Source organism: Nonomuraea sp. NPDC026600 (genome assembly GCF_040638335.1).
GTDB lineage: Bacteria > Actinomycetota > Actinomycetes > Streptosporangiales > Streptosporangiaceae > Nonomuraea.
Window position 1 is genome coordinate 21,143 of sequence record NZ_JBEZYD010000003.1, and the last position, 24,315, is coordinate 45,457.

Below are 24,315 nucleotides of genomic sequence, written 5' to 3' on the forward strand. Positions count from 1 at the left end.
CGCGCGCGGCGCCAGGGAATGACCATCAGGGAGTACGGCGAAGCCGCGATCTCATCGTCGAGATCGCGGCTTCGCGGTCCGCTCAGGCAGCGGCGTGATACACGTCCTGCCAACCGGAGTGGAAGCCGGTCGGTTCGTGCCTGTTGCCCCTGCTCACGTCGACGTAGATGTGAGCCGCGTTCTTACCCGAGAACGAGTAGTCGGCGGGGTGCTTGCGGCAGTTGGAGAAGGAGTTGAAGGTCGCGTGACCGTCGTGGTCGACGACCTTGAAGGTCTCCCATGCGCACTTGTCGCGGCCCCACCACTTGTAGGTGGTGAGGGTGCTGTCGACGGTGAAGAAGTAGTTGTAACGCCACTCCCACACGTGCTTCTTGATCTTCTTGACGACGAACTCGCAGTGCTTCTTGTGGCTCTTCTTATCGAAGGAGCACACTTTCTCCTTGACGAAGAACGTCTTCCAGTACCAGAACTTGAACCGCTTCTTGTCCACGGTCACCTGGCCTTCTGCCTCGGCCTTGTGATCGCTGGAGAAGTAGGGTCCCCAGTCCGCCTCGTAGAAGTGCGACGAGGTGATGGTGGCTGGAGTGGCGGGTGTCGCCGTTGTGGCATTGGCCGATGCCGGTGCGCCGATGGCCACCATGGTGGTGGCCGCGACGCCGATCATGATTCGTGAAACGAATCGCACTGGGTCCTCCTCGGGAGAGGTATTGCTGACCCAGTCTTCGTACGTCCGACCGATTGCCGCCCGCTTTCAACCCACTTAACACCACAGGTGGCGAGATAAGAGGACTTTCCCGATCTTCCGGATTTATCGTGTTATTCGCCGGCAGGGATCACGGAACCGGCGTACTTCTGCTTGATGAAATCCTTGACCTTCGGGTCCTGAAGGAGCTTGCCCAAGGTCACGATGTTCGCGTCCTTCTCGTGCCCGGCAGCCACGACCAGCCCGTTGACGTACGGGTTCCCCTCGGACTTCTCCAGCACCAGGGCTTGCGAAGCGGGCTTGAGCCCGGCCTCGATGGCGTAGTTGCCGTTGATGACCGCGGCGTCGACGTCGTCGAGCGAGCGGGGCAACTGCGCGGCCTCCAGCGGCTTGAACACCAGCTTCTTCGGATTGTCGGTCACGTCACGCTCGGTCGCCGCGGTGCCGGCGCCGTCCTTGAGCTTGACCAGGCCGTTGTCGGCGAGCAGCTTGAGCGAGCGGCCCAGGTTCGTGGCGTCGTTGGGCACGGCCACGGTGGCGCCCTGCGGCAGGGCGGCGAGCGTGGTCGCCTTCTTGGAGTACAGCCCCAGCGGCTCCAGGTGGACCGGGGTGACGAAGCTCAGCTTGGTGCCCTTGGAGGCGTTGAAGTCGTCCAGGTAGGGCTTGTGCTGGAAGAAATTCGCGTCCAGCTGGCCCTCACTGAGCTGTACGTTCGGCTGCACGTAGTCCGTGAACTCCACGATCTCCAGCTTCAGCCCGGCCGCGGGGGCCAGGTTCTGCTTGACGAAGTTCAGGATCTCGGCGTGCGGCACCGGGCTGGCGCCCACCTTCAGCACGGTGTCGGCGGACTCGGCGGCCTTGCCGGTAGCACCCTGCGACGTTCCGCATGCGGCGAGCAACAGGGCCAGGGCAGCAGCGCCCACAATGTTCCGAAATTTCATTATTTTTCCTTATCTATGTGACAAGCGGCGGGCGACCAGGTCGCCCAAGCTCTGGATCAGCTGCACCAGCACGATGAGCAGCACGACGGTGACGATCATGAGCAGGGTCTCGAACCGCTGGTACCCGTACCTGACGGCGAGGTCCCCCAGCCCGCCCCCGCCGATGGTCCCGGCCATGGCCGAGTAGCCGATGAGCGCGACGACGGTGACGGTCACCGCGGCGACGAGGCCGGGCAACGCCTCGGGCAGCAGCACCTTCCGCACGATGGTCGTACGGCCCGCCCCCATGGCCTGCGCCGCCTGCACCACGTCGGCCCCCACCTCGCGGAGCGCCGTCTCCACCAGCCTGGCGAAGAACGGCACCGCCCCCACGGTGAGCGGCACGACCACGGCCGCGGTGCCGATGGTGGTGCCCACGACCAGCCGGGTGAAGGGGATGATGGCGATCATCAGCACGATGAACGGCAGCGACCGCCCCACGTTCACCACGACACCCAGCACCGACTTGACCGCCGGCAGCGGCCGCAGCCCACCGCGATCGAACACGACGAGCGCCACCCCGAGCGGCAGACCGAACAGCACGGTGAACAGGGTCGACCAGCCGACCATCTGCGCCGTCTGCCCGGCCGCCTCCCACAGCAGCGGCCCCATCTCATCCCAGGTCATAGCTGTTCCTCCCCCGAACGGTCTGCCGAATCCCCGGACCGGGGCCAAGAAGACGCACGTCACGGCGGGCAGCCACCTCCACCGGAGGAGCGTGCCCCTGGACAGGGCCCGGCCACGGGCGGTGGGTGGCGCCCACCGTGCTGTGCCGTACGACAAGAAAGGCTTTTCTCATCACAACACCACCCCCCGCGCGCGAAGGAAGGCCAGCGCGGCGGCCTCCTCATCGCCCGACAGGGACACCCGCAGGCGGCCGACGGCGAGTCCCGCGAGGTTCTCGATCGAGCCGCCCAGGATGTTCACGTCCACGTCGAACTTGCGCACCACCTCCGACACCACCGGCTGATGCGGGTCGCCCGTGAACGTGAGCGTGATCGAGCCCGCGGGCGCCGGCTCGGACAGGGGGAAGATCTCGCTGGTCAGTCGCGACCCCGGCGTCCTGATGAGGCCGGCGATCGTGCCCGATTCTTCGACGCGGCCGTCCGACATGATGGCGACCGAGTCGCAGATGCTCTTGACGACGTTCATCTCGTGGGTGATCAGCAGGATCGTCAGGCCGAGCTCGGTGTTGAGCCGCTTGAGCAGGGACAGGATCGACTGCGTGGTGGCCGGGTCGAGGGCGGAGGTGGCCTCGTCCGACAGCAGTACCGACGGGTTGCCCGCCAGCGCCCTGGCGATGCCGACGCGCTGCTTCTGGCCGCCCGAGAGCTGGTTCGGGCGGTCGCCGCCCCGGCCGCCGAGGCCGACCAGGTCGAGGAGTTCGGTGACGCGGCGTTCCCGTTCGGCCCTGGGCACGCCCATGACCTCCAGCGGAAAGGCGACGTTCCCGGCGACCGTGCGCGAGGAGAGCAGCGCGAAGTGCTGGTGGATCATGCCGATGCGCTGCCTGGCCCGGTTGAGGTCGCCGCTGCGCAGCGCGGTGAGGTCCTGCCCGGCGACGGTGACGGTGCCCGCGGTGGGGCGTTCGAGCAGGTTGACGCAGCGCAAGAGGGTGCTCTTGCCGGCACCGCTCTGGCCCAGCACGCCGTAGATCTCGCCTTCGCGTACGTGCAGGTCGACGCCGTCGAGGGCGACGGTGTTCCCATACACCTTGCGCAGGCCGGACGCCTGTATCACCAAAAATCCCCACCACTAAGAGCGGCAGCACGCCGCTGGAATCGACATCGTCATCGTCGGAGCGCCCGCGGGCGGGCGGTCTAACGCGTGCCGGGGTGGAAGGGCAGGTGGCTCAACCTGCGCAGCACAAAACTGGGAGAAATCATGGGTGACCTTCGAGGTGAGGACGTCGGGTTATCGGCTCTGACAGTCCATGGCGAACATTCGCCCCATACAGCAACACCTGGCGCCGCTGCGGGCGCTCTGGTCTGTCGCGTATGCCTCGTTCACGCCATTGCTAACGGCTATCTGGCTTCCCGCTATTCCCTATCTCCTCGGTGACTTGGATCACGATGCTCCAGCCGTGCGCCGGAACGACGGCCGGGTCGGTCCCGCCATGCCGCGGCTCGGCCACGCTGTCGACCTGGCCGATCGGGAACCGGTGCGGCTCGTCGCCGAGGTTCAGCAGGGTGACGATCTCCGTCCCGCCACCGTCGCGGGGCCGGGAGCGGAGGGCCACGGCCGTGTTGGTCAGGTGTTCGGCGGTGGTGTGGGCTCTGACCAGCCACGGGTGACGCCGGCGCAGGCCGATGAGCCGCTGGTGCAGCCGGTAGACCTCGGTCCCGTCCGGGGCGAGCCCGCCTGGCTCCGCGGGGAACGCCGGCCTGATCGCGTCGTCACCTCCGACCCGCTCCTCCTTCACCCCCTGGAACGCCTGCTCGTCCCCGTAATAGACGCTCGGCAGGCCACCGACGGTGAACAGCACGGCCAGGGCGTGGCCGAGGTGCTGAGGGTTCTCAAGCCGGGTGGCGATCCTGGTGACATCGTGGTTCCCGACGAACGTGAGGGGGACGAAGGTGTCCAGCAGCCCGTCGTGGCGGTCGAGGGCCCAGGCGAGTTCGAAGAGGTTGCGGTCGTTGAGCGAGCTCCAGATGGCCTTCCACAGCTCGTACTGGGTGACGGAGTCGAGCCCCGACGCGGCGACATATTTGGCGTAGTCGCCATGAATCACCTCGCCACCGAACCACGCCTCCGGGTGCCGCGCGCGCACCTCGGGCAGGACCTCCCGCCAGAACGACGCCGGTACGGCATAGGCGGCGTCGAGCCGCCACCCCGCCGCGCCACGGTCGAGCCAGTGGTTCAGTACGGCGGCGACGTGGTGGCGCACGGCGGGTTCGGCGTGGTCGAGCGCGACGAGCCCGTGATGCCCCTCGAACACCTCGTAGCCCTCGGACCCCCTCCTGAACCATCGCTCGTCCGCCTGGAACGACCGGCCGACGTGGTTGAACACGCCGTCGAGGATGATCCGCAGCCCGCGTCGCCGTGCCTCGGCGACGAGAGAGTCGAAGTCGGCGTCGTCACCGAGGCGGGGGTCGATCCTGAAGTGATCGACGGTGTCGTAGCCGTGGGTCTCGGCGGCGAAGATCGGGCCGAGCTGGAGCCCCGAACAACCCAGTTCCACGACGTAGTCCAGCCACGCCTCCAGGTGGCGCAGCCGGTGCCGCACCTCTGGTCGGGCGGTGGCCGGGGCCCCGGTGAAGCCGAGCGGGTAGACCTGCCACCAGATCGCATGGTCAGTCCACGATGGCACGTGCGCTCCTCTCTCGGCGTACTGCCCAGGGCAGGTATCCCAGCCCCAGAGCCAGCACGCACCCGATGGCCGTGTCGGCCAGCCGGTATCCGATCGTGGCGGGGGCCACGCGTCCGCCGCCCTCCATAAGCAGCAGCACGAGCGGCGTCATGACGGTCGCGTACAGGGTGTAGTCGCGATCCTTGAGTACCGGCCTGACCGCGGCCAGCCCGGTGACGAGCAGCACGAACAGCCACGGCGCCGGCACCCACAACAGTACGGCGGACCCCGCCACCACTCCGGCGCCGGTGCCCGCGGCCCGCTCGATCGCCCGCCGCAACGCACCGTCCAGTTGCCGCCTGACGACGATCACGACGGTGACGGCGATCCAGGAGGCGGTCGGCTGCGGCCACACCAGGCCGATGATCTCGGCGGCGGCCAGGCAGGCGGTCAGGCGGATGGGGTACTGCCAGCCACTCAGGGTCCCGAGCGTCCGCCACCAGCGGCGCAGCAGCGCTCGCTTGGTGGGCGCGGGGTTCGCCGGCGGTACCGCGACGGGCTCTGCGCGGCGGGCTCCGAGGCGCGGTTGTCTCGTGTGGGTGCACAGCGCGGTGATCAGGAGGCCCCAGATCGCCCCTTCGGCGAACAGTACGGCGGCTGCGACAGGAGCGGCGTGCTTGGCCAGGCCGGTCGAGATGACCATGAAGACGATGAAGCGCGTGGTGTGCTCGGCCATGGGACGGCTCATTCCGCCCACCACCGCCACCACGGCCGCCACCAGCACGATGGTGACCGCCGCGATCCAGCCATGCCCGCCGACGGCAGCGCCGACGAGCCCCGCCACGGTCGTGGTCGCGACCGCGTAACCACCTCGCCCCAGCCCCTCCGCCAAGGACACGCCTCTGACGGCCACGCCGTCGGCGACACCACCAGCGGGGCCCATGGAGACGCCGCTGACGGCGAGAGCCCCGATGGCGGCCAGCGCGCCCAGGGCGGAGTGCCCAGAGGCGACGCCCCACGCGACCGGCCCGCCGAGCCCCAGCCCGGCGGCGATCATACGTCGCGTCTCGATCCCCACGTCGGCACCTCCCGACGCCGGACCCTACCACCTTCCTACGCATTGCGTATCAAATAGCGCCCTAACATCATGGATGGCCGGATATTTAGTAAGTGCTACCGTAATAATTATGGACGACGAGGAACTTCGAGCCACAGCCGTAACACTCCGCCGGGCCGCCGTCAGCCTGGCCCGGCGCCTGCGCGACGAGCGCCCCGCACACGGCCTCGGCGCCCTGGCCCTGTCCCTGCTCGGCCACCTGCACCGACGCGGCGCCATGACCGCCGGAGAGCTGGCATCGGCCGAACACCTGCAACCGCAGTCCGTCACCCGCGTCCTCGCCGCGCTGGACGAGCAGGGCCTGATCCGCCGCTCACGCGACGAAGACGACCGCCGCCGGCACCACATCGTCCTCACCGAACAGGGCACCGCGCTGCTCACCGAGCGGGCCGGCACCACGGACCTGTGGCTGGCCCAGGCGATGGCCCAGCGGCTCACCCCGGCGGAGTGCCGGATCCTGGCCGTGGCAGCCGACCTGCTGGACCAACTGCATTCGTAGTCGGGTCGTCCAGCTCCTACCGGTAGGGGTCGCGCAGCGGGGTGACGCGTTCGGCGAAGTCGGCTTTGATCCTGGCCATGCGCGGGCCTGGGGCGTAGAAGCGGCCCTTGGTCTCGCCGTACGGCTGGAGCCAGCCCTTGGCCGCGAGGTCGCGCAGGTCGCGGGCGGCCTGGCCCTGGCTGAGCCCCTCGTCGGCCTGGTAGCGGCTCCTGCGCAGGCGCCTGTTCACGAACACCTCGTAGAGGGCGGAGACGCTCCGGCTGTTGAGACCGTCGGCGTCGACCTGCTCCTCAAGCAGCATCCAGATTTCTCCGGCCTCGGTGAGTCGCTGGCGGACCCGCTGGGCCTGAAGGTGATGGGCTCGCAGGCAGAATCGCACCCAAGGCAGCGTCTCGCCGTGCGGCCGCCATGAGCCTTCCTGGATCTCTCGGAGCGCGCGGTAATAGTCGACCGTGTTCTCGCCCAGGCCGAGCCACTCCTCGATGGAAGAGAACTCCGGCGTCAGGATCTGCTCACGAGCGAGGACCAGTGTCTGCAAGGCACGCGACATCCTCCCGTTGCCGTCACGCCACGGGTGGATCGCGACCAGGTTGAAGTGGGCCATCGCACCGCGCACGTAACTCGGCGCATCGAGATCTCCGGTGTTCAGCCATGCGATGAGCTCGTCGAGCAGCCCTGGCACCGCTTCGGCGTCGGGGCCCTCGTAGACCACCTCTCCGGTCGCGGAGTTGCGAACATAAATGCCGCCCGGACGCACAACTCCGGGAGTCTTGTCACGATGGTGACCGATCATCATGAAGTTGAGCGCATTGAGCAGCCCCTCGTCGAAGCGGAACGCGGGAGCGCGCGAAAGCAGCTGGATATAGGTCAGCGCCTGTTGGTATCCCGCGATCTCTCGGGTGACCGACGCCGACGTCTCCAGCGGCTCCTCGCCTTCCATAATCGACTCGATGTCCTCGACGCTGGCCCGGTAGCCCTCGATCGAGTTCGACCCCTGGATCGCCCGCGCCTGCAACTGCCTGCGGAGCTGCCCGTCCCAGCGATGCGTCTCAGCCAGGCGGTACTTCAGGTCGCGCCGCATGTCCTCGATCTCCGCGAGCACCGCCTTATCCGCGGCCTCCAGCGTGGGCGTGTCGTACAACATGAGCCAAGGAAAGCATGCGCTAATCATTCAGTCAAACGAACGGATGATTCGCTCAAAACGCCAAAACCCCGCTGTACCGGAGTACAGCGGGGCAGATGGTCGGTCAGGCCGCGACCGGAGAGGCGACCTGGGCCGGGGACAGGGCGATGTCGAGGACCTCGCGTACGTCGCTGACCGGGTGGATCGTCAGCTCGTTGCGCACCTCCTCGGGCACGTCGTCCAGGTCCGGCTCGTTGCGGGCCGGGATGAGGACCGTGGTGATGCCCGCCCGGTGCGCCGCCAGCAGCTTCTGCTTGACGCCGCCGATCGGCAGCACCCGCCCGGTGAGCGAGATCTCACCGGTCATGGCCACGTCACTGCGTACCGTACGGCCGGACAGGAGCGAGGCCAGCGCGGTCGTCAGCGTCACGCCCGCCGAGGGGCCGTCCTTGGGCACGGCGCCCGCGGGGAAGTGGACGTGGACCGAGCGGTCCTTGAACGCGGTGACCGGCAGCTCCAGCTCCGCGCCGTGCGAGCGCAGGTAGGAGAGCGCGATCCGGGCCGACTCCTTCATGACGTCACCCAGCTGACCGGTCAGCGTGAGCCCGGTCTCGCCGGTCTCCGGCTCGGCCAGGGACGCCTCGACGTAGAGGACGTCGCCGCCCGCGCCGGTGACCGCCAGGCCCGTCGCCACTCCGGGCACCGAGGTGCGCTGGGTGGCCTCGGGCAGCGACGACTCCGGCACGAACCTGGGGCGGCCGATGTAACCGACCAGGTCGTCCTCGCCGACCGTGACGGGCAGCTCGTCCTTGGCCGTGACCTTGCGCAGGATGCGGGCGACCGAGCGCTCCAGGGAGCGTACGCCGGCCTCCCGGGTGTATTCGGCGGCCAGCCTGCGCAGCGCCGCGTCCTCGACGCGTACCTCGTCGGCGGTCAGTCCGGCGAGGTCGAGTTGCCGGGGCAGCAGGTGGTCACGGGCGATCGCCACCTTCTCGTCCTCGGTGTAGCCGTCGAGCGTCACGATCTCCATGCGGTCGAGCAGCGGCCCGGGGATGGCCTCCAGGACGTTGGCCGTCGCCAGGAACAGCACGTCGGACAGGTCCAGCTCGACCTCGAGGTAGTGGTCGCGGAACGTGTGGTTCTGCGCCGGGTCGAGCACCTCGAGCAGGGCCGCCGTCGGGTCGCCGCGGTAGTCGGCGCCGACCTTGTCGACCTCGTCGAGCAGGACGACCGGGTTCATCGACCCGGCCTCGCGGATGGCGCGGACGATGCGGCCGGGCAACGCGCCGACGTAGGTACGCCGGTGACCGCGGATCTCCGCCTCGTCACGGACGCCGCCGAGCGCGACGCGGACGAACTTACGGCCCATCGCCCGCGCGACGGACTCACCCAGCGAGGTCTTGCCCACTCCGGGAGGACCGGCGAGCGCGAGTACGGCGCCGCTGCGGCGGCCGCCCACCACGCCCAGGCCCTTGTCCTGACGGCGCTTGCGCACGGCCAGGTGCTCGATGACGCGGTCCTTCACGTCGGCGAGGCCGGTGTGGTCGGCGTCCAGCACCTCACGGGCGCCGGTGATGTCGTAGTTGTCCTCGGTCCGCTCGTTCCACGGCAGGTCGAGGACGGTGTCGAGCCAGGTACGGATCCAGCCGGTCTCGGGAGACTGGTCGGACGTACGCTCCAGCTTGTCGACCTCCTTGAGCGCGGCCTCGCGCACCTTCTCCGGCAGGTCGGCCGCCTCGACGCGGGCCCGGTAGTCCTCTTCCTCGGTCTCGGTGGAGTCGCCGTTGAGCTCCTTGAGCTCCTTCCGGACCGCGGCGAGCTGCTGACGCAGCAGGAACTCACGCTGCTGCTTGTCCATGCCCTCCTGGACGTCCTTGCGGATCGTCTCGGCCACGTCCAGCTCGGCGAGGTGCTCGCGCGACCACTCGACCAACCTGGCCAGCCGTTCGGCCGGGTCGGCGGCCTCCAGCAGCTCGACCTTCTGGGCCGTCGTCAGCCAAGGCGTGTAGCCGGAGCTGTCGGCCAGCACCGAGGGGTCGTCGATCTGGTTGACCTGGTCGACCACCTGCCAGGCGCCGCGCTTCTGCAGGATCGTGGTGGCCAGGGCCTTGTACTCCTTGGCCAGCTCCTGGGCGCGCTCGCCGGCGGAAACGGCCTCGATCACGATGGCCTCCACCCAAAGGGCGGCGCCGGGGCCGGTCGTGCCGGTGCCCACGCGAACCCGGTTGACGCCACGCACCACAGCAGCGGGCTCGCCGCCGGGCAGCCTCCCGACCTGCTCGACAACGGCCTGCACACCGACCGCGCCGTAACGGCCGTCGATCCGGGGAACGAGGAGGACCCGCGGCTTGTTGCCACCAGATGCCTGGGCCGCGTCAATGGCCGCCCGCACCTCGGAGTCGGACAGGTCCAGCGGAACCACCATGCCCGGCAGGACGACCTCGTCGTCCAGCGGCAGGACCGGGAGGATCAAGCTCTCACTCATACGAACTCCAAAGGGTTGAGTTATATCGACTCAAGTCATTAGAGCCTCTGATTGTTCCCAGGGTTGCCGATGTTCGCTCACGGCGATCGTAATCATGTAAGCTAGTCATACCTGAGGATGACGACCCAGGGTTGATGTCCGCCCGATCCCGCACCCGTAGGGTGGTCGCGTGTTCTCGGCAGTGGTGCGACCCTTCGCGCTGGCGCTGTTCCAGGGCGACGCGGACCCGCCGCCGCCCCGATCGCGCTGGCTGCGTTTCCGGCTGCCCCGCTGGCAGCCGCTGGCCGGCGTTCTCGACCTGGTCCGGGTGGCGGACATCCTGATGGCGCTGCTCCTGTTCGGCAGCTCGTACTCCCAGCTCGTCAACTGGAACAACGTCGCCAAGCTGCCGGTCAACGACCCACTGCTCTACCTCACCGCTGCCGCACTCTCCGTGCCCGTGGCGCTGCGCGACCGGTGGCCGCTGGGCGCCTGGCGGATGACCATGGTCCTGCTGCCGGTCGTCCTCTGGGTGACGCAGACGGTCGGCACCAGCAATCCGCCCTACTCGCTCGGGCTGGCGGTGATGTACCCGTTGGTGACCTATTCGGTTGCCGCACGCTGCGACCGGCAGATCACCGTCGGCGTGTGGGTGCTGAGCCTCCTGGCCGCGTGGATCGTCGATTCCCACTCGTTTTACCTCGTCGCGATCATGGTGACGGTCGCCCTGCTGTTCGGCTACAACGTGCGCGTACGGCGTAACGCCACAGCGAGGCTCGTGGAGGAGGAGCAGCGCACGCGGCTCGCCGAAGGCGCTCAGGCCGTGCTCGAAGAGCGGGCCAGGATCGCGCGCGAGCTGCACGACGTGGTCGCCCACCACATGTCGGTGATCGCCATCCAGGCCGAGGCGGTGCCGCTCAAGGCGGCCGGCGATCCCGCCCGGCTGGAGGCGGGCCTGGCCGAGATCCGCAGCCTGTCCCTGGAGGCCATCGCCGAGCTGCGCCAGGTGCTCGGCGTGCTGCGCGACCAGGACGGCCGCACCGACACCGCGCCGCAACCCGGCCTCGACCGGCTCGACGAGCTCGTGTCCAACGCCCGCGCCGCCGGGCTGACCGTGCTGGTCGCATTACCTGAGTCGCTCGGGGCGCTGCCGCCCGCCGTGGGCCTTTCCGCGTACCGGATCGTGCAGGAGTCGCTGAGCAACGCGATGCGGCACTCGCCCGGCGCCACGGTCACGATCACCGTCGAGCCTGACGGCGGCGCCTTACGGCTCCGCGTCGCCAACGGCGGCGGCACCGCGCCCGGCGGCGCCGAGGGGGCCGGGCATGGGCTGGTGGGCATGCGCGAACGGGCGGCGCTGCTCGGCGGCACGTTGGAGGCGGGACCGGTCGACGGAGGCGGTTTCCAGGTGATCGCCACGCTGCCGATCGCGGTGGCGGTAACGGAGGAGACGACGTGATCCGGGTCCTGATCGCGGACGACCAGGGGATGGTGCGCACCGGGTTCACGGTGTTCCTGAGCACGCAGGCCGACATCGAGGTGGTGGGCGAGGCGGCCAACGGCGAGGAGGCGTTACGACAGGCGGCCGAGCTGCGGCCCGACGTGGTGCTCATGGACGTACGCATGCCGGTCATGGACGGGCTGGAGGCCACCAGACGGCTCCTGTCGTCGGACGACGGCCCGAAGGTGCTCATCCTGACCACCTTCGACCTCGACGACTACGTCTATGAGGCGTTGCGGGCGGGGGCGAGCGGGTTCCTGCTCAAGGACGCCTCGGCGGTCCAGCTCGCCGAGGCCGTGCGGGTGGTCGCGGCGGGCGACGCGCTCATCGCTCCGGCGGTCACCAAGCGGCTGATCCACGAGTTCGCCCGGCTGGGCGCGCCTCGGGCGCCGACGGTGCGGCGGCTGGCGGAGCTGACCGAGCGCGAGACCGAGGTGCTCGCGCTGGTCGCGCAGGCGATGTCCAACCAGGAGATCGCGGTGAAGCTGGTGGTGGCGGAGCAGACGGTCAAGACGCATGTGGGGCGGGTGCTGATGAAGCTGGGGCTGCGCGACAGGGCACAGGCGATCGTCTACGCGTACGAGACGGGGCTGGTACGACCGGGCGACTGACCGCGTACGGATGCGGGACCGCCCCGCGCCAGGCTGGCAGTCGGGAACCTCCGCCAGACCGCTCTGGCCGGGTTTCTTCACACCGTGACGGCCTCAACGGCGGGATGGCGGGCAGGGGGCGGTCAGATGAGGACCACGACGGCGATCAGCGCCAGGACGGTGACCACGGTCGCGGCCGTGATCGTACGGAACCGGGCAGGGGCGAAGAGCCCGGCCTCCAACTGCCGCCCAACGGACCGGTACCGCGCCGTTCCATAGGCGCTCACCAGCAAGCCGGCGAAGATCAGGATGCCGCCCGAGACCACGGCATGGACTCCTCTGTGCGGGGCGAACTTCGCCACCGCGACACCGAGCGCCGCCACACTGATGCCGGTGCGCAGCCATGCGAGGTAGGTCCTCTCGTTGGCCAGGTGATCCCGAGCGCGGCTGCCGGTGTTCGCTGCGGCCTCATCGGGGATCTCCCCATTCATGCGTCCTCCCGGTGTGTTCGGTGACCCGGAACGAGTCGAGGAGGTTCGAGGACATTGTCCGCTTCAGGTGTGCCACCCCTCCCATCCGGGGGGCCGTGACGGCGCTCCAAGCTGTTCGCAGTTCGGGACTGGTAACCCCATGCCGACGGAGCGAAGCCGCAGGCCAGACCATTGTCGGGAATCGGCGTCGGGCCTGCTCGGCCGGCTGCCGGCAGCGGCGGTCAAGCCGTTGATGGCCTAACTATTGGAGTGTTTTCTCCCTTTATAGACCTTAAGTCGGGAAGGGAGCATTTATGGCTGACCTTCCTTTTCATGACCGGACCGACTTCGACAACGCCGAGCGAGGATTCGTCTCGCGGCTGAGCCCAGCGGTGGTCAAGGCCGCCGACGGCCGCGTCATCTGGGACAACGACTCCTACGACTTCCTCAACGCCGACTCTCCCGAGGGCGCTCACCCGAGCCTGTGGCGGCAGGCCCAGCTGTGCGCCAAACAGGGCCTGTTCGAGGTGACAACCGGCATCTACCAGGTGCGCGGCCTGGACCTGTCGAACATGACGATCGTGGAGGGCGAGACCGGCGTCATCGTCATCGACCCGCTGATCTCCACCGAGTGCGCGGCCGCCGCCCTGCGGCTCTACCGCGACAACCGAGGTGACCGTCCGGTCACCGGCGTCATCTACACCCACTCCCACGTCGACCACTTCGGTGGTGTGCGCGGCATCACCAACGGTGAGGGCATCCCCATCATCGCCCCGGCCGGTTTCATGGAACACGCGGTCTCCGAGAACGTCTACGCCGGCATCGCCATGAGCCGGCGCTCCGTCTACATGTACGGCCCGGCGCTGCCCCGCTCGGCCGAAGGACAGATCGGATGCGGTCTGGGCATGACCACCTCGACCGGCACCCTCTCTCTCATCGCACCCACCGTCGACATCACCCGCACCGGGCAGGAGGAAACGGTCGACGGAGTACGCATCGTCTTCCAGCTCACCCCCGGCACCGAAGCGCCCTCGGAGATGAACTTCCTGTTCCCCGACCGGCGCGCGCTGTGCCTGGCCGAGAACGCCACCCACAACCAGCACAACATCCTCACCCTGCGCGGCGCGGTGGTACGCGACGCCCGCGTCTGGGCCCGCTACCTGACCGAGGCGATCACGCTGTTCGGCGACAAGGCCGACGTCGCCTTCGCCTCACACCACTGGCCCACCTGGGAGAAGGTGAACATCGTCCGCTTCCTGGCAGAGCAGCGTGACATGTACGCCTACCTGCACGACCAGACCCTACGCCTGCTGAATCGCGGCCTGACCGGCATCGAGATCGCCGAGGTCATGGAGATGCCGCCCGTTCTGGAGCAGGCCTGGCACACGCATGGCTACTACGGGTCGGTCAGCCACAACATCAAGGCCATCTACCAGCGCTATCTCGGCTGGTTCGACGCCAACCCGGCGCATTTGTGGGAGCACCCACCGGTCCAGCAGGCCAGACGGTACGTCGAGTGCCTGGGCGGCACCGCAGGAGTCGTCGGGCTGGCCCGACGTTATGTGGGCGAGGGTGATCTGCGCTTCGCCGCCACCCTGCTCAACCACGCCGTCTTCGCCGACGAGCACGCCGCCGAGGCCCGCAAGCTGCTGGCCGAGGTGTACACCGCCCTCGGCCACGGCTCGGAGAACGGCACCTGGCGCAACTTCTACCTGATGGGAGCCCTGGAACTGAACGGCGGCATCGTGCCGTCCGACATCGACGTCACCTCACCCGACATGATCGCAGCTTTGACCACAGAGCAGATCTTCGATTCGCTGGCCATCCGCGTCAATGGGCCCCAGGCGTGGAACGAGCGCTTCGCCATCGACTGGCACCTCACCGATTCCGGCGAGCATCACCGCACCAGCATGTCGAACGGGGTGCTCATCCAGCAGCAGGACCCGCCTGAGGCCACCGTGGAGCTGACCGTGCGGCTCACCAAGCCGCAACTGCTCGGCTTGCTCGCGGGTAAGGGCGCCGACAGCCTCGACCACGACGGGGACCTGAGCGTCCTGCGGCACCTCACCGCCGTCCTGGACGACCCGGCACCCGACTTCGCCATCGTCACTGCCTGAGAGCCGTCTTCCCCGCTGCCAGGCACGCCTTCACCGCCGGGGACTGGACGGTCAACTGGACGCGCCCGATCGCCTACGCGCGGGTGGCGTTATGACAGCCTTTGCCGACGCTCGTGTCACCCCCAGGTACTACCGGAGAATTCAGCCCCTGCGGTGACGCGGTCGACGGCCTCCCGCCCGTAGCTTCTGATCATGCTCAGAATGCTCACGCTCGCCGGAAGTCTCGCGTTCGGCGCGGTCCTGGCACTGCCCAGCCAGCACAGTGGCCGGCTCGTGAAGGTCTACGGCGACCTGGCCACCGCCGATCGGGTCGCCATCGTCGTGCCGGGTGCCGACACCACGGTGGCCACCTTCGAGGCGAGCACGAAGCGGCCGGGCGGTGCGGCCCGGGCGCTGCTGGCCGAGGCCGCGAAGGTGGGCCACGGCGAACGACTGGCCGTGGTCGCTTGGCTCGGCTACGAGGCGCCGCCAACGTGGAGCCTGGACGCCATCACGGACGCAACGGCCATCGAGGGAGCGAAGGCCCTTCGCCGTACCGTCACGGAGTTGCACGCGCGGACATCCGCGCCGATCGCCTTGCTGTGCCACAGCTATGGCTCCGTGGTGTGCGCCAAGGCCGGGCCAGACCTGCCCGTGGCCGATATGGCCCTGTTCGGCAGCCCCGGAATCGACGCACCGTCCAACCGCACGCTATCCAAACCCACGCGGCTCGACCGCACGCCATCCGACCGCACGCCATCCGACCGCACGCTGCCCAACCCCCTACCGTCCGACCCGACGTTGCCCAACGCCACGCCATCCGACCCCACACCATCTGCCACCAGGGTGTGGGCGGGTGTGGGCGGGGGCGATTGGATCCGGTTCGTGCCGAAGGTGAAGCTTGGGCCGCTCGGTTTTGGGGCCGACGCGCTGAGTCCCGGGTACGGCGCGCGGCTGTTTGAGGTCGGTCCCGGCGGGCACAGTGACTACTTCGCACCCGGTACGCCGTCGCTACGCAATCTCACGTTGATCGCCTTAGGCCGCCCCGGTGACGTGGTGGCTGCCGCACCAGCATGACAGGGTCGGGTTTAATGACAGTGTGTCGTCATCAACTTGACGTGCCCATCCAGGGTTTGTGACACTTTGTCATGAAAGACCGGCCACACATTGGGGTGAAGCGTGACGTCGTTCTCCGAGACCTTGAAGAACGCCACCTGGGGCGACCACGAGTCGGCCGAGGACGAGAGCTACCTCAAAGAGCTGATGAGCGGCCGGTTGAGCGAGCAGGACTACGGCGAGCTCGTCGCCCAGCACTACTTCGCCTACCTCGCTCTCGACGGCGCCGCCAAGACACTGGTCGACCATCCGGTGACCGGGCGGTTCGTCTTCCCGGAGCTCTATCGGGAGCCGGCGCTGGAGCGTGACCTGCGGACCGTCTACGGGGCCGGCTGGCGTGACCGGATCGCCCCCTCGAAGGCGACCCGGACCCTGGTCGCGCGGATCGAGCAGGTGGCCGACTGGCCGGGCGGCTACATCGCCCACCACTACACCCGCTACATGGGCGACCTGTCCGGCGGGCAGTTCATCCGGATGGAGCTGCAGAAGATCTACGGCTATCAGAAGGGCGGCGGGGTCGACTTCTACCTGTTCGACGAGGTCGGCAGCCTGCCCCGATTCAAGAACGAATATCGCGCCCGCCTCGACGCGCTGCCCTTCGGCGAGCGGGAGCAGCAGCGCATGATCGGCGAGGTCAAGCTGGCCTACCAGCTCAACACCGAGGTGCTCGGCGAGCTGCTCCACGTGATCAAGGCCGCCGCATAGGACGCCCTGCCGGTGAAATACGAGTGGCCGCGCCGCCACTGACCGATCGGCGCGCATTTCGAATATCGCCCTCTTTCCTGCGCTGCCGACGCAGGCGTTGACGCTGGTCCACCGCATGCCGGGTCGCGGAGTACGCGCATTCGCCAACATTTCCAGGAAAATTGAAATCGTGGCTTCGCCGCCGTGTGCGCACTTATATTTGCTCGCGTCGCACGAAATTCTCGCACGCTTCAGGCGCATCATTCATGCCTGACCGCACCGCACCGGAAGGCGAACCGTGACGCAGCCGACCACGTACCAGCAAGGAAGTCAGCAGGACGCGGCCACGCGCGCGCTGACCGCGCACGAGCACATCACCCAGATCCACAGCAGGCTGCTCCAGATCCCCGAACAGCTCGGCGGCGCGTGGAAAGGCGAGTCGGCGACCGTCTACGCGCAGGTTCTCAACGAGTGGAACCCGCAGTTCAAGAAGGTCATCGACGCCCTCCACCTGATCGCCGAGAACCTCAAGGGCTCGGGGATCGAGTACGAGGAGGCCAGCACCTCCACGCAGGCCGTCACCCAGAATCTCATGGCCGCGCTCAACGGCGGCAAGCTCTGAACACCGACTGCTAAGGAGGGGTGGCCATGGGCAACCCGGACATCATTCTCGCTAATTTCGACCAGATGGAGGAGATCGCGGCTGAGCTCGGCCGGGCGTACGGCAGCCTGGTCGGCGAGCTGACCGATCTGGAGAGCGACCTGAAGATCCTGGAGACCTGGGACGGCTCCGCGAAGGGCGTCTACCTGGAGGCCAAGCGCAACTGGAACGAGGCCGTGGTGACGATGGGTGACACCATGCAGCGCTTCGGCCCGGCCTTGCACGACGCCACCGGGATCATGCGGGACGCCGAGCAGGCCAACGTCCGCCGCTGGGGCACCTGACCGCGATCGGCGGCCCGACCTGGCCCAGCGAGCCGCCGCACGCGGCCGCCCGCCCGAACGACCACCCGCGCAGACCGACCGAACGACCGTGCCACACGCCGCCAACCTCGGCCGCCCGCGCGAACGACTTTGCCGCACGCGGCCGACCGTGCCGCACGAGCTAGACCATGTCGTCCGGCTTGGCCCGCAGACCGTATCAACCCACTCGCATCACCCCACCTGCGCAAAAGTCGGCTTACAGCAGGATGCCCAGCCGGCCTTCGGGCCCCGGCCTACCATGGACGCATGCCCCGTATCTCCGCCGCCACGATCGGTGAGCACCGAGCCCAGACGCGCGATCGCATTCTGCAGGCCGTCGCCCGCCTGTCGAGGGTGCAGGGGATCGACGCCATCTCGATGACGGACGTGGCGAACGAGGCCGTGATCACCCGGACCGTCCTCTACAACTACTATCCGGACAAGGCCGCCCTGCTGCTGGCCTTCACCGAGCGGGTCACCAGCTACTTCATCGAAAGCTACGAGCGGGAGTTGCCGGCAGGGGCGTCTCCCGCCGACCGGCTGCGCGTGTTCGTCCGGCTGCAGCTGACCGGCCTGCTGGCGCACCCGCATCCGGGAGCGGCCGACCTCGGCGCCGCGCTCGGTCCCGACGCCTACCAGCAGCTCGCCGAACACGTGGCGCCCATGCAGCGCATCCTCGTGGAGATCCTGGAGAGCGGGATCGAGTCAGCCGCTTTCCAGATACTCGACGTCGAGGCGACGGCCCGCATGATCCTCGCGGTGATCGGCGCGGAGCGGGTGCCCTTGATCAGCGGTACGGTCACCGTCGAGACGGCGGGGGAACTGGTGACGGGCTTCGTGCTGAGGGCCCTGGGCAACACCGCGCCGTCGACCCCGCTCAGCAGGTCGTCGAGGTCTTCCTTCAGCGAGGGCCCGGCCGAGTCCCCGTAGGGCGACATTCCGGTGATGTGCCAGGCGGCGTCGGCGGGCGCGCGTCACCGGCCTGCCGATCGCAGACCGGTATGTCGTAGAAGGACGGGAAATGTTCGTAGAACACGAACATTGCTCCACTTGTCGGGGGGAGCCCAGATGTACCAGAAGGCGGTGACAAGATTGGCTTCATGGACGACGATCACGTAGCGCTGAAATCCGCCCGTGGGCGCTGGATCCTGGCGGCGACCGTGCTCGGCTCCGGCCTGGCCATGCTCGACAGCACCGTGGTGAACGTCGCGCTGCCCTTTCTCGGTGACGACCTCGATGCGGGCATGGCCGGGCTGCAGTGGACGATCAATGCCTACACGCTCACACTGGCCGGGCTGATCCTGATGGGCGGCTCGCTCGGGGACCGCTACGGCAGGCGGAAGGTGTTCCTGATCGGCACGGTCTGGTTCGCGCTGGCCTCGGCGCTGTGCGGGCTCTCGCCGAACATCGAGTTCCTGGTGGCCGCCCGCGGGCTGCAGGGCGTCGGCGGCGCGCTGCTCACCCCGGGGGCGCTGGCGATCATCCAGGCGTCGTTCGTCAGGGACGACCGGCCGCGCGCGGTCGGCGCCTGGTCCGGGCTGGGCGGGGTGGCCGCCGCGATCGGCCCGCTGCTGGGTGGCACGGTGGTGCAGACGGTGGGCTGGCGGTGGGCGTTCCTGATCAACCTGCCGTTCGCGGCGATCGTCGTGCTGGTCACGCTGCGGCATGTGCCCGAGAGCAGGGACGAGCAGGCCGCGGGGCGGTTCGACGTGCTGGGCGCGGTGCTGGCGGCGCTGGCCCTCGCCTTCCTCACCTACGGCCTGATCGAGAAAGGGGCTACGATACCGCTGGTCGTGGGGCTGGTGCTGGGCGCGGCGTTCGTGGTGCTGGAGAAGCGCAGGTCCCCCGACGCGCTGGTGCCGGTGAGCATCTTCCGGGACCGGGTGTTCACGGCCGTGAACGTGGTGACGCTGTTCGTGTACGCGGCGATGGGCGTGGTGTTCTTCCTGCTCGTCGTGCAGTTGCAGGTGGTGTCCGAATTCCCGCCGACCGCGGCCGGGCTGTCGATGCTGCCGGTGACGATCCTGATGCTGCTGCTGTCGGCGCGTGCCGGCGAGGTGGCCAAGCGGTACGGCCCGCGCTGGCCGATGACGATCGGCATCCTGGTGGCCGGGCTCGGGTTCCTGTGGATGAGCACGATCGGCTTCGGCGCCTCGTACGCGCTGCAGGTCTTTCCCGCGGTGACGGTGTTCGGGCTCGGCTTGACGGCGGTGGTGGCGCCGCTGACCGCGACCGTGCTGGCCACCGTGAGCGAGCGCTACGCCGGTACGGCCAGCGGCGTCAACAACGCGGTGGCCCGCACCGGCAGCCTGCTGTCGGTGGCCGCGGTGCCGCCCCTGGTCGGCCTGGTCGGCGACGCCTTCAAGAACCCGCCCGTCTTCAACGCGGGCTTCCACGCCGCGATGCTGATCAGCGCCGCGATGATGGCCGTCTCCGCGCTGATCACCTTCGTGACGATCAGGAGGAACGTCCTGGCGCCTGAGGAGCAGCTCAGAACGTGAACCCCTGGCTGCTGACGCTGTTGTCGAAGTTCGACAGGAGCAGGTCCGGCTCGCCGACCGCGCGGATCTCCGGCAACCTGGTCAGCAGCACCCGGAACATCGTCCGCAGCTCCTGCCGGGCCAGGTTCGCGCCGAGGCAGAAGTGCGGCCCCGGCCCGCCGAAGCCGACGTGCGGCTTGGTCTCGCGGGTGATGTCGAAGCTGTCGGGGTCGGGGAAGACCGTCTCGTCGCGGTTGGCCGAGCCGTAGAAGAGGACCACCTTGTCGCCCTCCTTCAGCTCCAGGCCGCGCAGGGAGTAGTCCTGGGTCAGCGTGCGCCGGAACTGCATGATCGGCGACACGTGGCGGACCATCTCCTCGATCGCGTTGCCGATGCGGCCGTCGAAGTCCTCCATCAGCAGCTCGCGCTGCGCGGGGTTGTCGGTGAGCAGCTTGATGCCGTGGGCCATCGTGTTGCGGGCGGTCTCGTTGCCCGCCACCAGGAGCAGCGCGAAGAAGGAGCCGAGCTCGCGGTCGGTAAGCTTCTCGCCGTCGGGGTTGGCGGTGACGAGCAGGGACACCAGGTCGCCCCGCGGGTCGGCGGCCCGCTCGTGCCCCAGCTTGATCACCATGCGCTGGAGGGCGAGCAGGGCCAGCATGTTCTGGCCGGCGAGCTGCACGCTGCGGACCAGGCTGGGGCGTACGCCGGTGTAGGCGGTGGAGACGTCGACGTGTTCGTGGACCTTGGCCCGCAGGTCGTCGGGGATGCCCATCATGTCGCAGATGACATGGATGGGGAGCCGGGCCGCGACCTGGCGGACGAAGTCACGCGGGCCCTGCTCGACGACGTCGTCGACGATCCGCTGGCAGGCGGCCTCGATGTCGTCCTGCAGGCCGGAGAGCATGCGCGGGCTGAACGAGCGGGTGACGATGCGGCGCAGCCGGGCGTGGCGCGGGTCGTCCATGTTGACCATCGACTCGCCGAACACCTGCTTGACCCAGCCGGGCGGCTCCGGATTGGTGACGGCGGGCTCACTGGAGAAGACCTTGGCGTCGCGGCTGGCCTCGATCACGTCCGCGTGCCTGACCAGCGCGTAGAAGCCGCTTCCCGACCGGAGGAAGGGCACCTTCTTCTCCGGGAAGAACACCGGATGTTCCAGTTGCCGGAGTCTGGCGAACGCCTCGTGCCGCTCCTTGGGGGGCCGGCGCCAGAAGCCCAGATCCGCGAGGTCGATGTCCACCCGCCTATCCTGGCACGTTCCCGTAGCGTTAAGACCTGGTTCGGGCGGGGCGGAAATACCTACCAGTATGAACGCTCTGCTAGCCGCCTGCCTGGTTCTCCCCCTCGTTTCGGGTACGACCCACAGCGCGGCTCCGTCATGCGGCGGATCCCCTTCCGACTTCGACGGCGACGGCCGTCCCGATCTGGCGGTGGCCGCCCCGTACGACGACCGGCGGGCCGGTTCCGTGACGGTCGTCTACGGCAACGGCCAGAAGGTGAAGCTGACCCAGGAGGGCGCCGAGCCGGGCGACTCGTTCGGCTCCGCGCTCGCGGTCGGTGACTTCGACGGCGACCGGTGCGCCGACCTGGCGGTGGGCGTGTCGGAGGAGTTCGCGGGCGAGCGCGTGCCGGGGGCCGACGGCAACGGCGTCGTCGAGCTGTTCCACGGCTCGCCCACGGGCCTGCGGCCGGGCAAGGAGCTGGCGCCGGCCAAGCCGTCGAGCGACCGGTTCGGGGCGTCGCTGGCGGCCGGCGATCTCGACGGCGACGGGCGCGACGAGCTCGTGGTGGGCTCTCCTGGCCACCGTACGGGCGGGGGCGTCACGATCTACTGGATGAGGGGCCGCAAGCCGTACCAGATCACTCAGAAGACGCCGTGGATCCGGCAGGCGGCGAACGTGACGGACCAGTGGGGCGCGGCGCTGGCGACCGGCGACTTCGACGGCGACGGGCGCGACGAGCTGGCCGTGGGCGCGCCCGCCGACAGCGTCACCCAGGACGGCCAGGGCTCGGTCACCGTCATCGACGTACGGGCCAAGCGGGCCCGGCTCCTGACGCAGAGCAGCTCCGGGATCAAGGGTGCCGCGGAGAAGTGGGACGCGTTCGGGGCGGCGCTCACGACCGGCGACTTCGACGCCGACGGGCACTCCGACCTGGTCGTCGGCGTGCCCGGCGAGGGGCTGAGCGCCAACCAGCGGGCGATGGACTACGGCGACGGAGCCGTGCACGTCCTGTACGGGAACGGCAGCGGGCTGCTGCGCGGCGCGCGGTCGGAGATGTGGACGCAGCGGCTGCTCAAGGGTGAGCCGCGGTACTACGACAGGTTCGGCGCCGCGCTGGCGGCCGGGGACTTCAACGGGGACGGCGACGACGAGCTGGCCGTCGGCGTACCCGGCGAGAAGGGGGTCCAGGTGCTGGCCGGAGCCAGGAAGGGCGGGCTGACCAAGGACGGCAACCTGCTGATCAAGGGCAAGGGGCGGGACTTCGGCGCGTCACTGGCCGCGCTGCCCGCGCTCGGCGGGCGCTACCGGCAGCTCACCAAGGAGCGTCAGCTGTTCGGGCTGGTGGTGGCGGCGCCGGACCAGGGCAAGGTGCTGTACGTGCCGGGCTCGCGCCAGCCGGGCACGCGTCCCGGGCTGCGCCCGGGGAAGGTCCGCGAGCTCAGCAGCGGCCCCGGCCTGTACGGCTACGCCTTCGGCTGAGGCTGAGCGCGGAGGCGAAGCTACGCGTTCGGCTGAAGAGAGCCCTTCACCCGAGGTGGAGCGATCTGAGACGGGGCGAGCGGAAGCGTGACGCGGAAGGTGGCGCCCTTGCCCGCCGCGCTCGACGCGGCGACGCTGCCGCCGTGCGCCTCGACGAGCGTGGCGGCGATCGACAGCCCCAGCCCGGCACCGCCGGTGCTGCGCGCCGGATCGGCCCGGTAGAACCGCTCGAACACCCGCTCGGCCACCTCAGGCGAGAACCCGCGTCCCTCGTCGGTCACCTCGACGACGGCCTTGCCGTCACGCGCCCCCACCCCGACGGTGAAGGCCGTGCCCGGCGGGGTGTGCGTGAGCGCGTTGCCCACCAGGTTCCCCAGCACCTGCCCGAGCCGCAGCTCGTCACCGGTCACGAGCACCGGCCCCTCGCTCCCGTACAGCATGACCAGCTCGATCTTCCGGTCGGGCGCGAGCGTCTGGGCGTCGATCACGGCGGTGGCGGCGACGCTGAGCACGTCGACGGGCCGGGCGTCGAGCTCGCGGCGCTGGTCGAGCCTGGCCAGCAGCAGCATGTCCTCGACCAGCAGGCCCATCCGCGCGGCCTGCCCCTCGATCCGGCTCAGCAGCCGGGTCGCCTCCGTCAGGTCCTTGTCCGCCCCAAGCCGGAACAGCTCGGCGAACCCCCTGATCGAGGTGAGCGGGGTCCGCAGCTCGTGCGAGGCGTCGGCCATGAACCGGCGGGTCAGCTCCTCCGAGCGCCGCGCCGCCCTGGCCGACTCGCGCGCCGACTCGGCCGCCGCCTCGCGCTCCCGCACGGCCACCTCGATCCGGCCGAGCATGCCGTTCAGGGCCCGGCCGAGCTTGCCGACCTCGGTGGTGGCCGCCCAGAGCGGGACACGGCGCGACAGATCGCCGTCCGCGATGTGGCGGGCGGTCCGCTCGATCTCCCCCAAGGGGCGCAGGCTCCGCCGTACGAGCCAGTAACAGGCGAAGCCGAGCACCACGAGGGTCCCGCCGCCCCCGACCGCCACGATCAGGAGCAACTGGGAGACGGTGTCGTCCAGGTCGCCCAGGCTGATCGCGATGATCCTGCTGTCGCCGTCGCGGCCCGGCATGGCGACGGCCCGCCAGGAGGGGCCGTCGGCGGCCTGCGATTCGACGGTGAAGGGCTGCCCGGCCATGCGCGCGACGTCGGCGGTGGTGAGCCTGGGCAGGTTGGGGGTGTGAGTCTCGGTCGACTCGGTCATGGTCCTGATCTTGGCGCCGGTCGGGTCGACGAGCACCGAGTGGAACAGGCCGAAGAAACGCTGCGGCTGCGGGCGCGGCTGCGGGTCGGGAGGCGGCGGAGCGCCCCGCCACGGCGTGCTGGCGGCACGCAACTGCTGGTCGACGCGCTCGACGAGATAACCGCGCAGCAGCCGTACGGCGAACAGCCCGGTCAGCGTGATGGCCAGCGTGACCATCAGCAGGGTGGCCGAGACGAGACGCAGCCAGAGCGGCGTCCGCGCGAGATACCTCCTCATGTCATGTCCCGGCCGGGT

The 24,315-nt window shown here is 69.1% G+C and carries 22 protein-coding genes; 11 read left to right on the plus strand and 11 right to left on the minus strand.

Annotation, left to right across the window (positions count from 1 at the left end):
- Positions 1–82: 82 nt before the first annotated feature.
- From AB0F17_RS06835 to AB0F17_RS06860, 6 genes are all read right to left on the minus strand, one after another.
- Positions 83–685, minus strand: a complete 603-nt coding sequence (locus AB0F17_RS06835; protein ID WP_358017463.1) for a hypothetical protein — start codon at positions 683–685, stop codon at positions 83–85.
- A gap of 131 nt (positions 686–816) precedes the next feature.
- On the minus strand, positions 817–1,644 hold the full coding sequence (locus AB0F17_RS06840) for a MetQ/NlpA family ABC transporter substrate-binding protein (protein WP_358017465.1): 828 nt from the start codon (positions 1,642–1,644) through the stop codon (positions 817–819).
- Between the two features lie 9 nt (positions 1,645–1,653).
- A complete protein-coding gene (locus AB0F17_RS06845) occupies positions 1,654–2,310 on the minus strand; it encodes a methionine ABC transporter permease (protein ID WP_219534282.1) in 657 nt (218 codons plus the stop codon).
- A 171-nt stretch (positions 2,311–2,481) separates the two neighbouring features.
- Positions 2,482–3,423 (minus strand): ATP-binding cassette domain-containing protein, encoded by a 942-nt coding sequence (locus tag AB0F17_RS06850; protein ID WP_358017469.1) that lies wholly within the window; start codon positions 3,421–3,423, stop codon positions 2,482–2,484.
- Between the two features lie 277 nt (positions 3,424–3,700).
- Positions 3,701–4,993 carry an alpha-amylase family glycosyl hydrolase gene (locus AB0F17_RS06855; RefSeq protein WP_358017471.1) on the minus strand — a complete coding sequence of 431 codons (1,293 nt, stop codon included), beginning with the start codon at positions 4,991–4,993 and terminating at the stop codon, positions 3,701–3,703.
- Entirely contained in the window at positions 4,977–6,050 is a 1,074-nt protein-coding gene (locus tag AB0F17_RS06860) for an FUSC family protein (RefSeq protein WP_358017474.1), read from the minus strand. The genes AB0F17_RS06855 and AB0F17_RS06860 overlap by 17 nt, the downstream gene beginning before the upstream one ends.
- Positions 6,051–6,159: 109 nt before the next feature.
- On the opposite strand from AB0F17_RS06860, the gene AB0F17_RS06865 reads away from it, so the two are divergent.
- Positions 6,160–6,588, plus strand: coding sequence for a MarR family transcriptional regulator (locus AB0F17_RS06865; RefSeq protein ID WP_358017477.1), 429 nt, complete (start codon positions 6,160–6,162; stop codon positions 6,586–6,588).
- Positions 6,589–6,604: 16 nt separating this feature from the next.
- On the opposite strand, the gene AB0F17_RS06870 is transcribed toward AB0F17_RS06865, so the two are convergent.
- Together AB0F17_RS06870 and lon are read right to left on the minus strand one after the other, a co-directional pair.
- On the minus strand, positions 6,605–7,732 hold the full coding sequence (locus AB0F17_RS06870) for a Fic family protein (protein ID WP_358017480.1): 1,128 nt from the start codon (positions 7,730–7,732) through the stop codon (positions 6,605–6,607).
- Positions 7,733–7,835: 103 nt separating this feature from the next.
- Positions 7,836–10,196: an endopeptidase La gene (gene lon, locus AB0F17_RS06875; protein ID WP_358017483.1), complete on the minus strand. Its 2,361-nt coding sequence runs from the start codon at positions 10,194–10,196 to the stop codon at positions 7,836–7,838.
- Positions 10,197–10,365: 169 nt separating this feature from the next.
- Here lon and AB0F17_RS06880 point away from each other — a divergent pair, with 169 nt between their 5' ends.
- Positions 10,366–11,634 (plus strand): sensor histidine kinase, encoded by a 1,269-nt coding sequence (locus tag AB0F17_RS06880; protein WP_358017486.1) that lies wholly within the window; start codon positions 10,366–10,368, stop codon positions 11,632–11,634.
- A complete protein-coding gene (locus tag AB0F17_RS06885) occupies positions 11,631–12,287 on the plus strand; it encodes a response regulator transcription factor (RefSeq protein ID WP_214641868.1) in 657 nt (218 codons plus the stop codon). Before AB0F17_RS06880 ends, AB0F17_RS06885 begins: the two co-directional genes overlap by 4 nt.
- A 122-nt stretch (positions 12,288–12,409) precedes the next feature.
- Here AB0F17_RS06885 and AB0F17_RS06890 read toward each other — a convergent pair whose 3' ends face one another.
- Positions 12,410–12,757 (minus strand): DUF202 domain-containing protein, encoded by a 348-nt coding sequence (locus AB0F17_RS06890; RefSeq protein WP_358017489.1) that lies wholly within the window; start codon positions 12,755–12,757, stop codon positions 12,410–12,412.
- 293 nt (positions 12,758–13,050) lie between these two features.
- On the opposite strand from AB0F17_RS06890, the gene AB0F17_RS06895 reads away from it, so the two are divergent.
- The 7 genes from AB0F17_RS06895 (at position 13,051) to AB0F17_RS06925 (ending at position 20,096) form a co-directional block, all read left to right on the plus strand.
- The gene (locus AB0F17_RS06895) at positions 13,051–14,853 is read left to right on the plus strand and encodes an alkyl sulfatase dimerization domain-containing protein (RefSeq protein ID WP_358017492.1); all 1,803 of its coding nucleotides are present in this window, start codon (positions 13,051–13,053) and stop codon (positions 14,851–14,853) included.
- Positions 14,854–15,054: 201 nt separating this feature from the next.
- A complete protein-coding gene (locus AB0F17_RS06900) occupies positions 15,055–15,909 on the plus strand; it encodes an alpha/beta hydrolase (protein ID WP_358017495.1) in 855 nt (284 codons plus the stop codon).
- Between the two features lie 102 nt (positions 15,910–16,011).
- A complete protein-coding gene (locus AB0F17_RS06905) occupies positions 16,012–16,653 on the plus strand; it encodes a biliverdin-producing heme oxygenase (protein ID WP_358017498.1) in 642 nt (213 codons plus the stop codon).
- A 277-nt stretch (positions 16,654–16,930) separates the two neighbouring features.
- Positions 16,931–17,254 (plus strand): WXG100 family type VII secretion target, encoded by a 324-nt coding sequence (locus AB0F17_RS06910; protein ID WP_214641864.1) that lies wholly within the window; start codon positions 16,931–16,933, stop codon positions 17,252–17,254.
- A gap of 26 nt (positions 17,255–17,280) precedes the next feature.
- Positions 17,281–17,577 (plus strand): WXG100 family type VII secretion target, encoded by a 297-nt coding sequence (locus AB0F17_RS06915; protein WP_358017501.1) that lies wholly within the window; start codon positions 17,281–17,283, stop codon positions 17,575–17,577.
- 285 nt (positions 17,578–17,862) lie between these two features.
- Entirely contained in the window at positions 17,863–18,525 is a 663-nt protein-coding gene (locus AB0F17_RS06920; RefSeq protein WP_358017504.1) for a TetR/AcrR family transcriptional regulator, read from the plus strand.
- 170 nt (positions 18,526–18,695) lie between these two features.
- Positions 18,696–20,096, plus strand: a complete 1,401-nt coding sequence (locus AB0F17_RS06925; RefSeq protein WP_358017507.1) for an MFS transporter — start codon at positions 18,696–18,698, stop codon at positions 20,094–20,096.
- Here the strand turns inward: AB0F17_RS06925 and AB0F17_RS06930 are convergent.
- Complete coding sequence (locus AB0F17_RS06930; protein ID WP_358017510.1) at positions 20,086–21,315, minus strand: cytochrome P450; 1,230 nt, start codon at positions 21,313–21,315, stop codon at positions 20,086–20,088. The genes AB0F17_RS06925 and AB0F17_RS06930 overlap by 11 nt on opposite strands.
- A gap of 67 nt (positions 21,316–21,382) precedes the next feature.
- On the opposite strand from AB0F17_RS06930, the gene AB0F17_RS06935 reads away from it, so the two are divergent.
- On the plus strand, positions 21,383–22,777 hold the full coding sequence (locus tag AB0F17_RS06935) for an FG-GAP and VCBS repeat-containing protein (RefSeq protein ID WP_358017513.1): 1,395 nt from the start codon (positions 21,383–21,385) through the stop codon (positions 22,775–22,777).
- Between the two features lie 20 nt (positions 22,778–22,797).
- On the opposite strand, the gene AB0F17_RS06940 is transcribed toward AB0F17_RS06935, so the two are convergent.
- Positions 22,798–24,297 carry a HAMP domain-containing sensor histidine kinase gene (locus AB0F17_RS06940; RefSeq protein WP_358017516.1) on the minus strand — a complete coding sequence of 500 codons (1,500 nt, stop codon included), beginning with the start codon at positions 24,295–24,297 and terminating at the stop codon, positions 22,798–22,800.
- Positions 24,298–24,315: the final 18 nt, after the last annotated feature.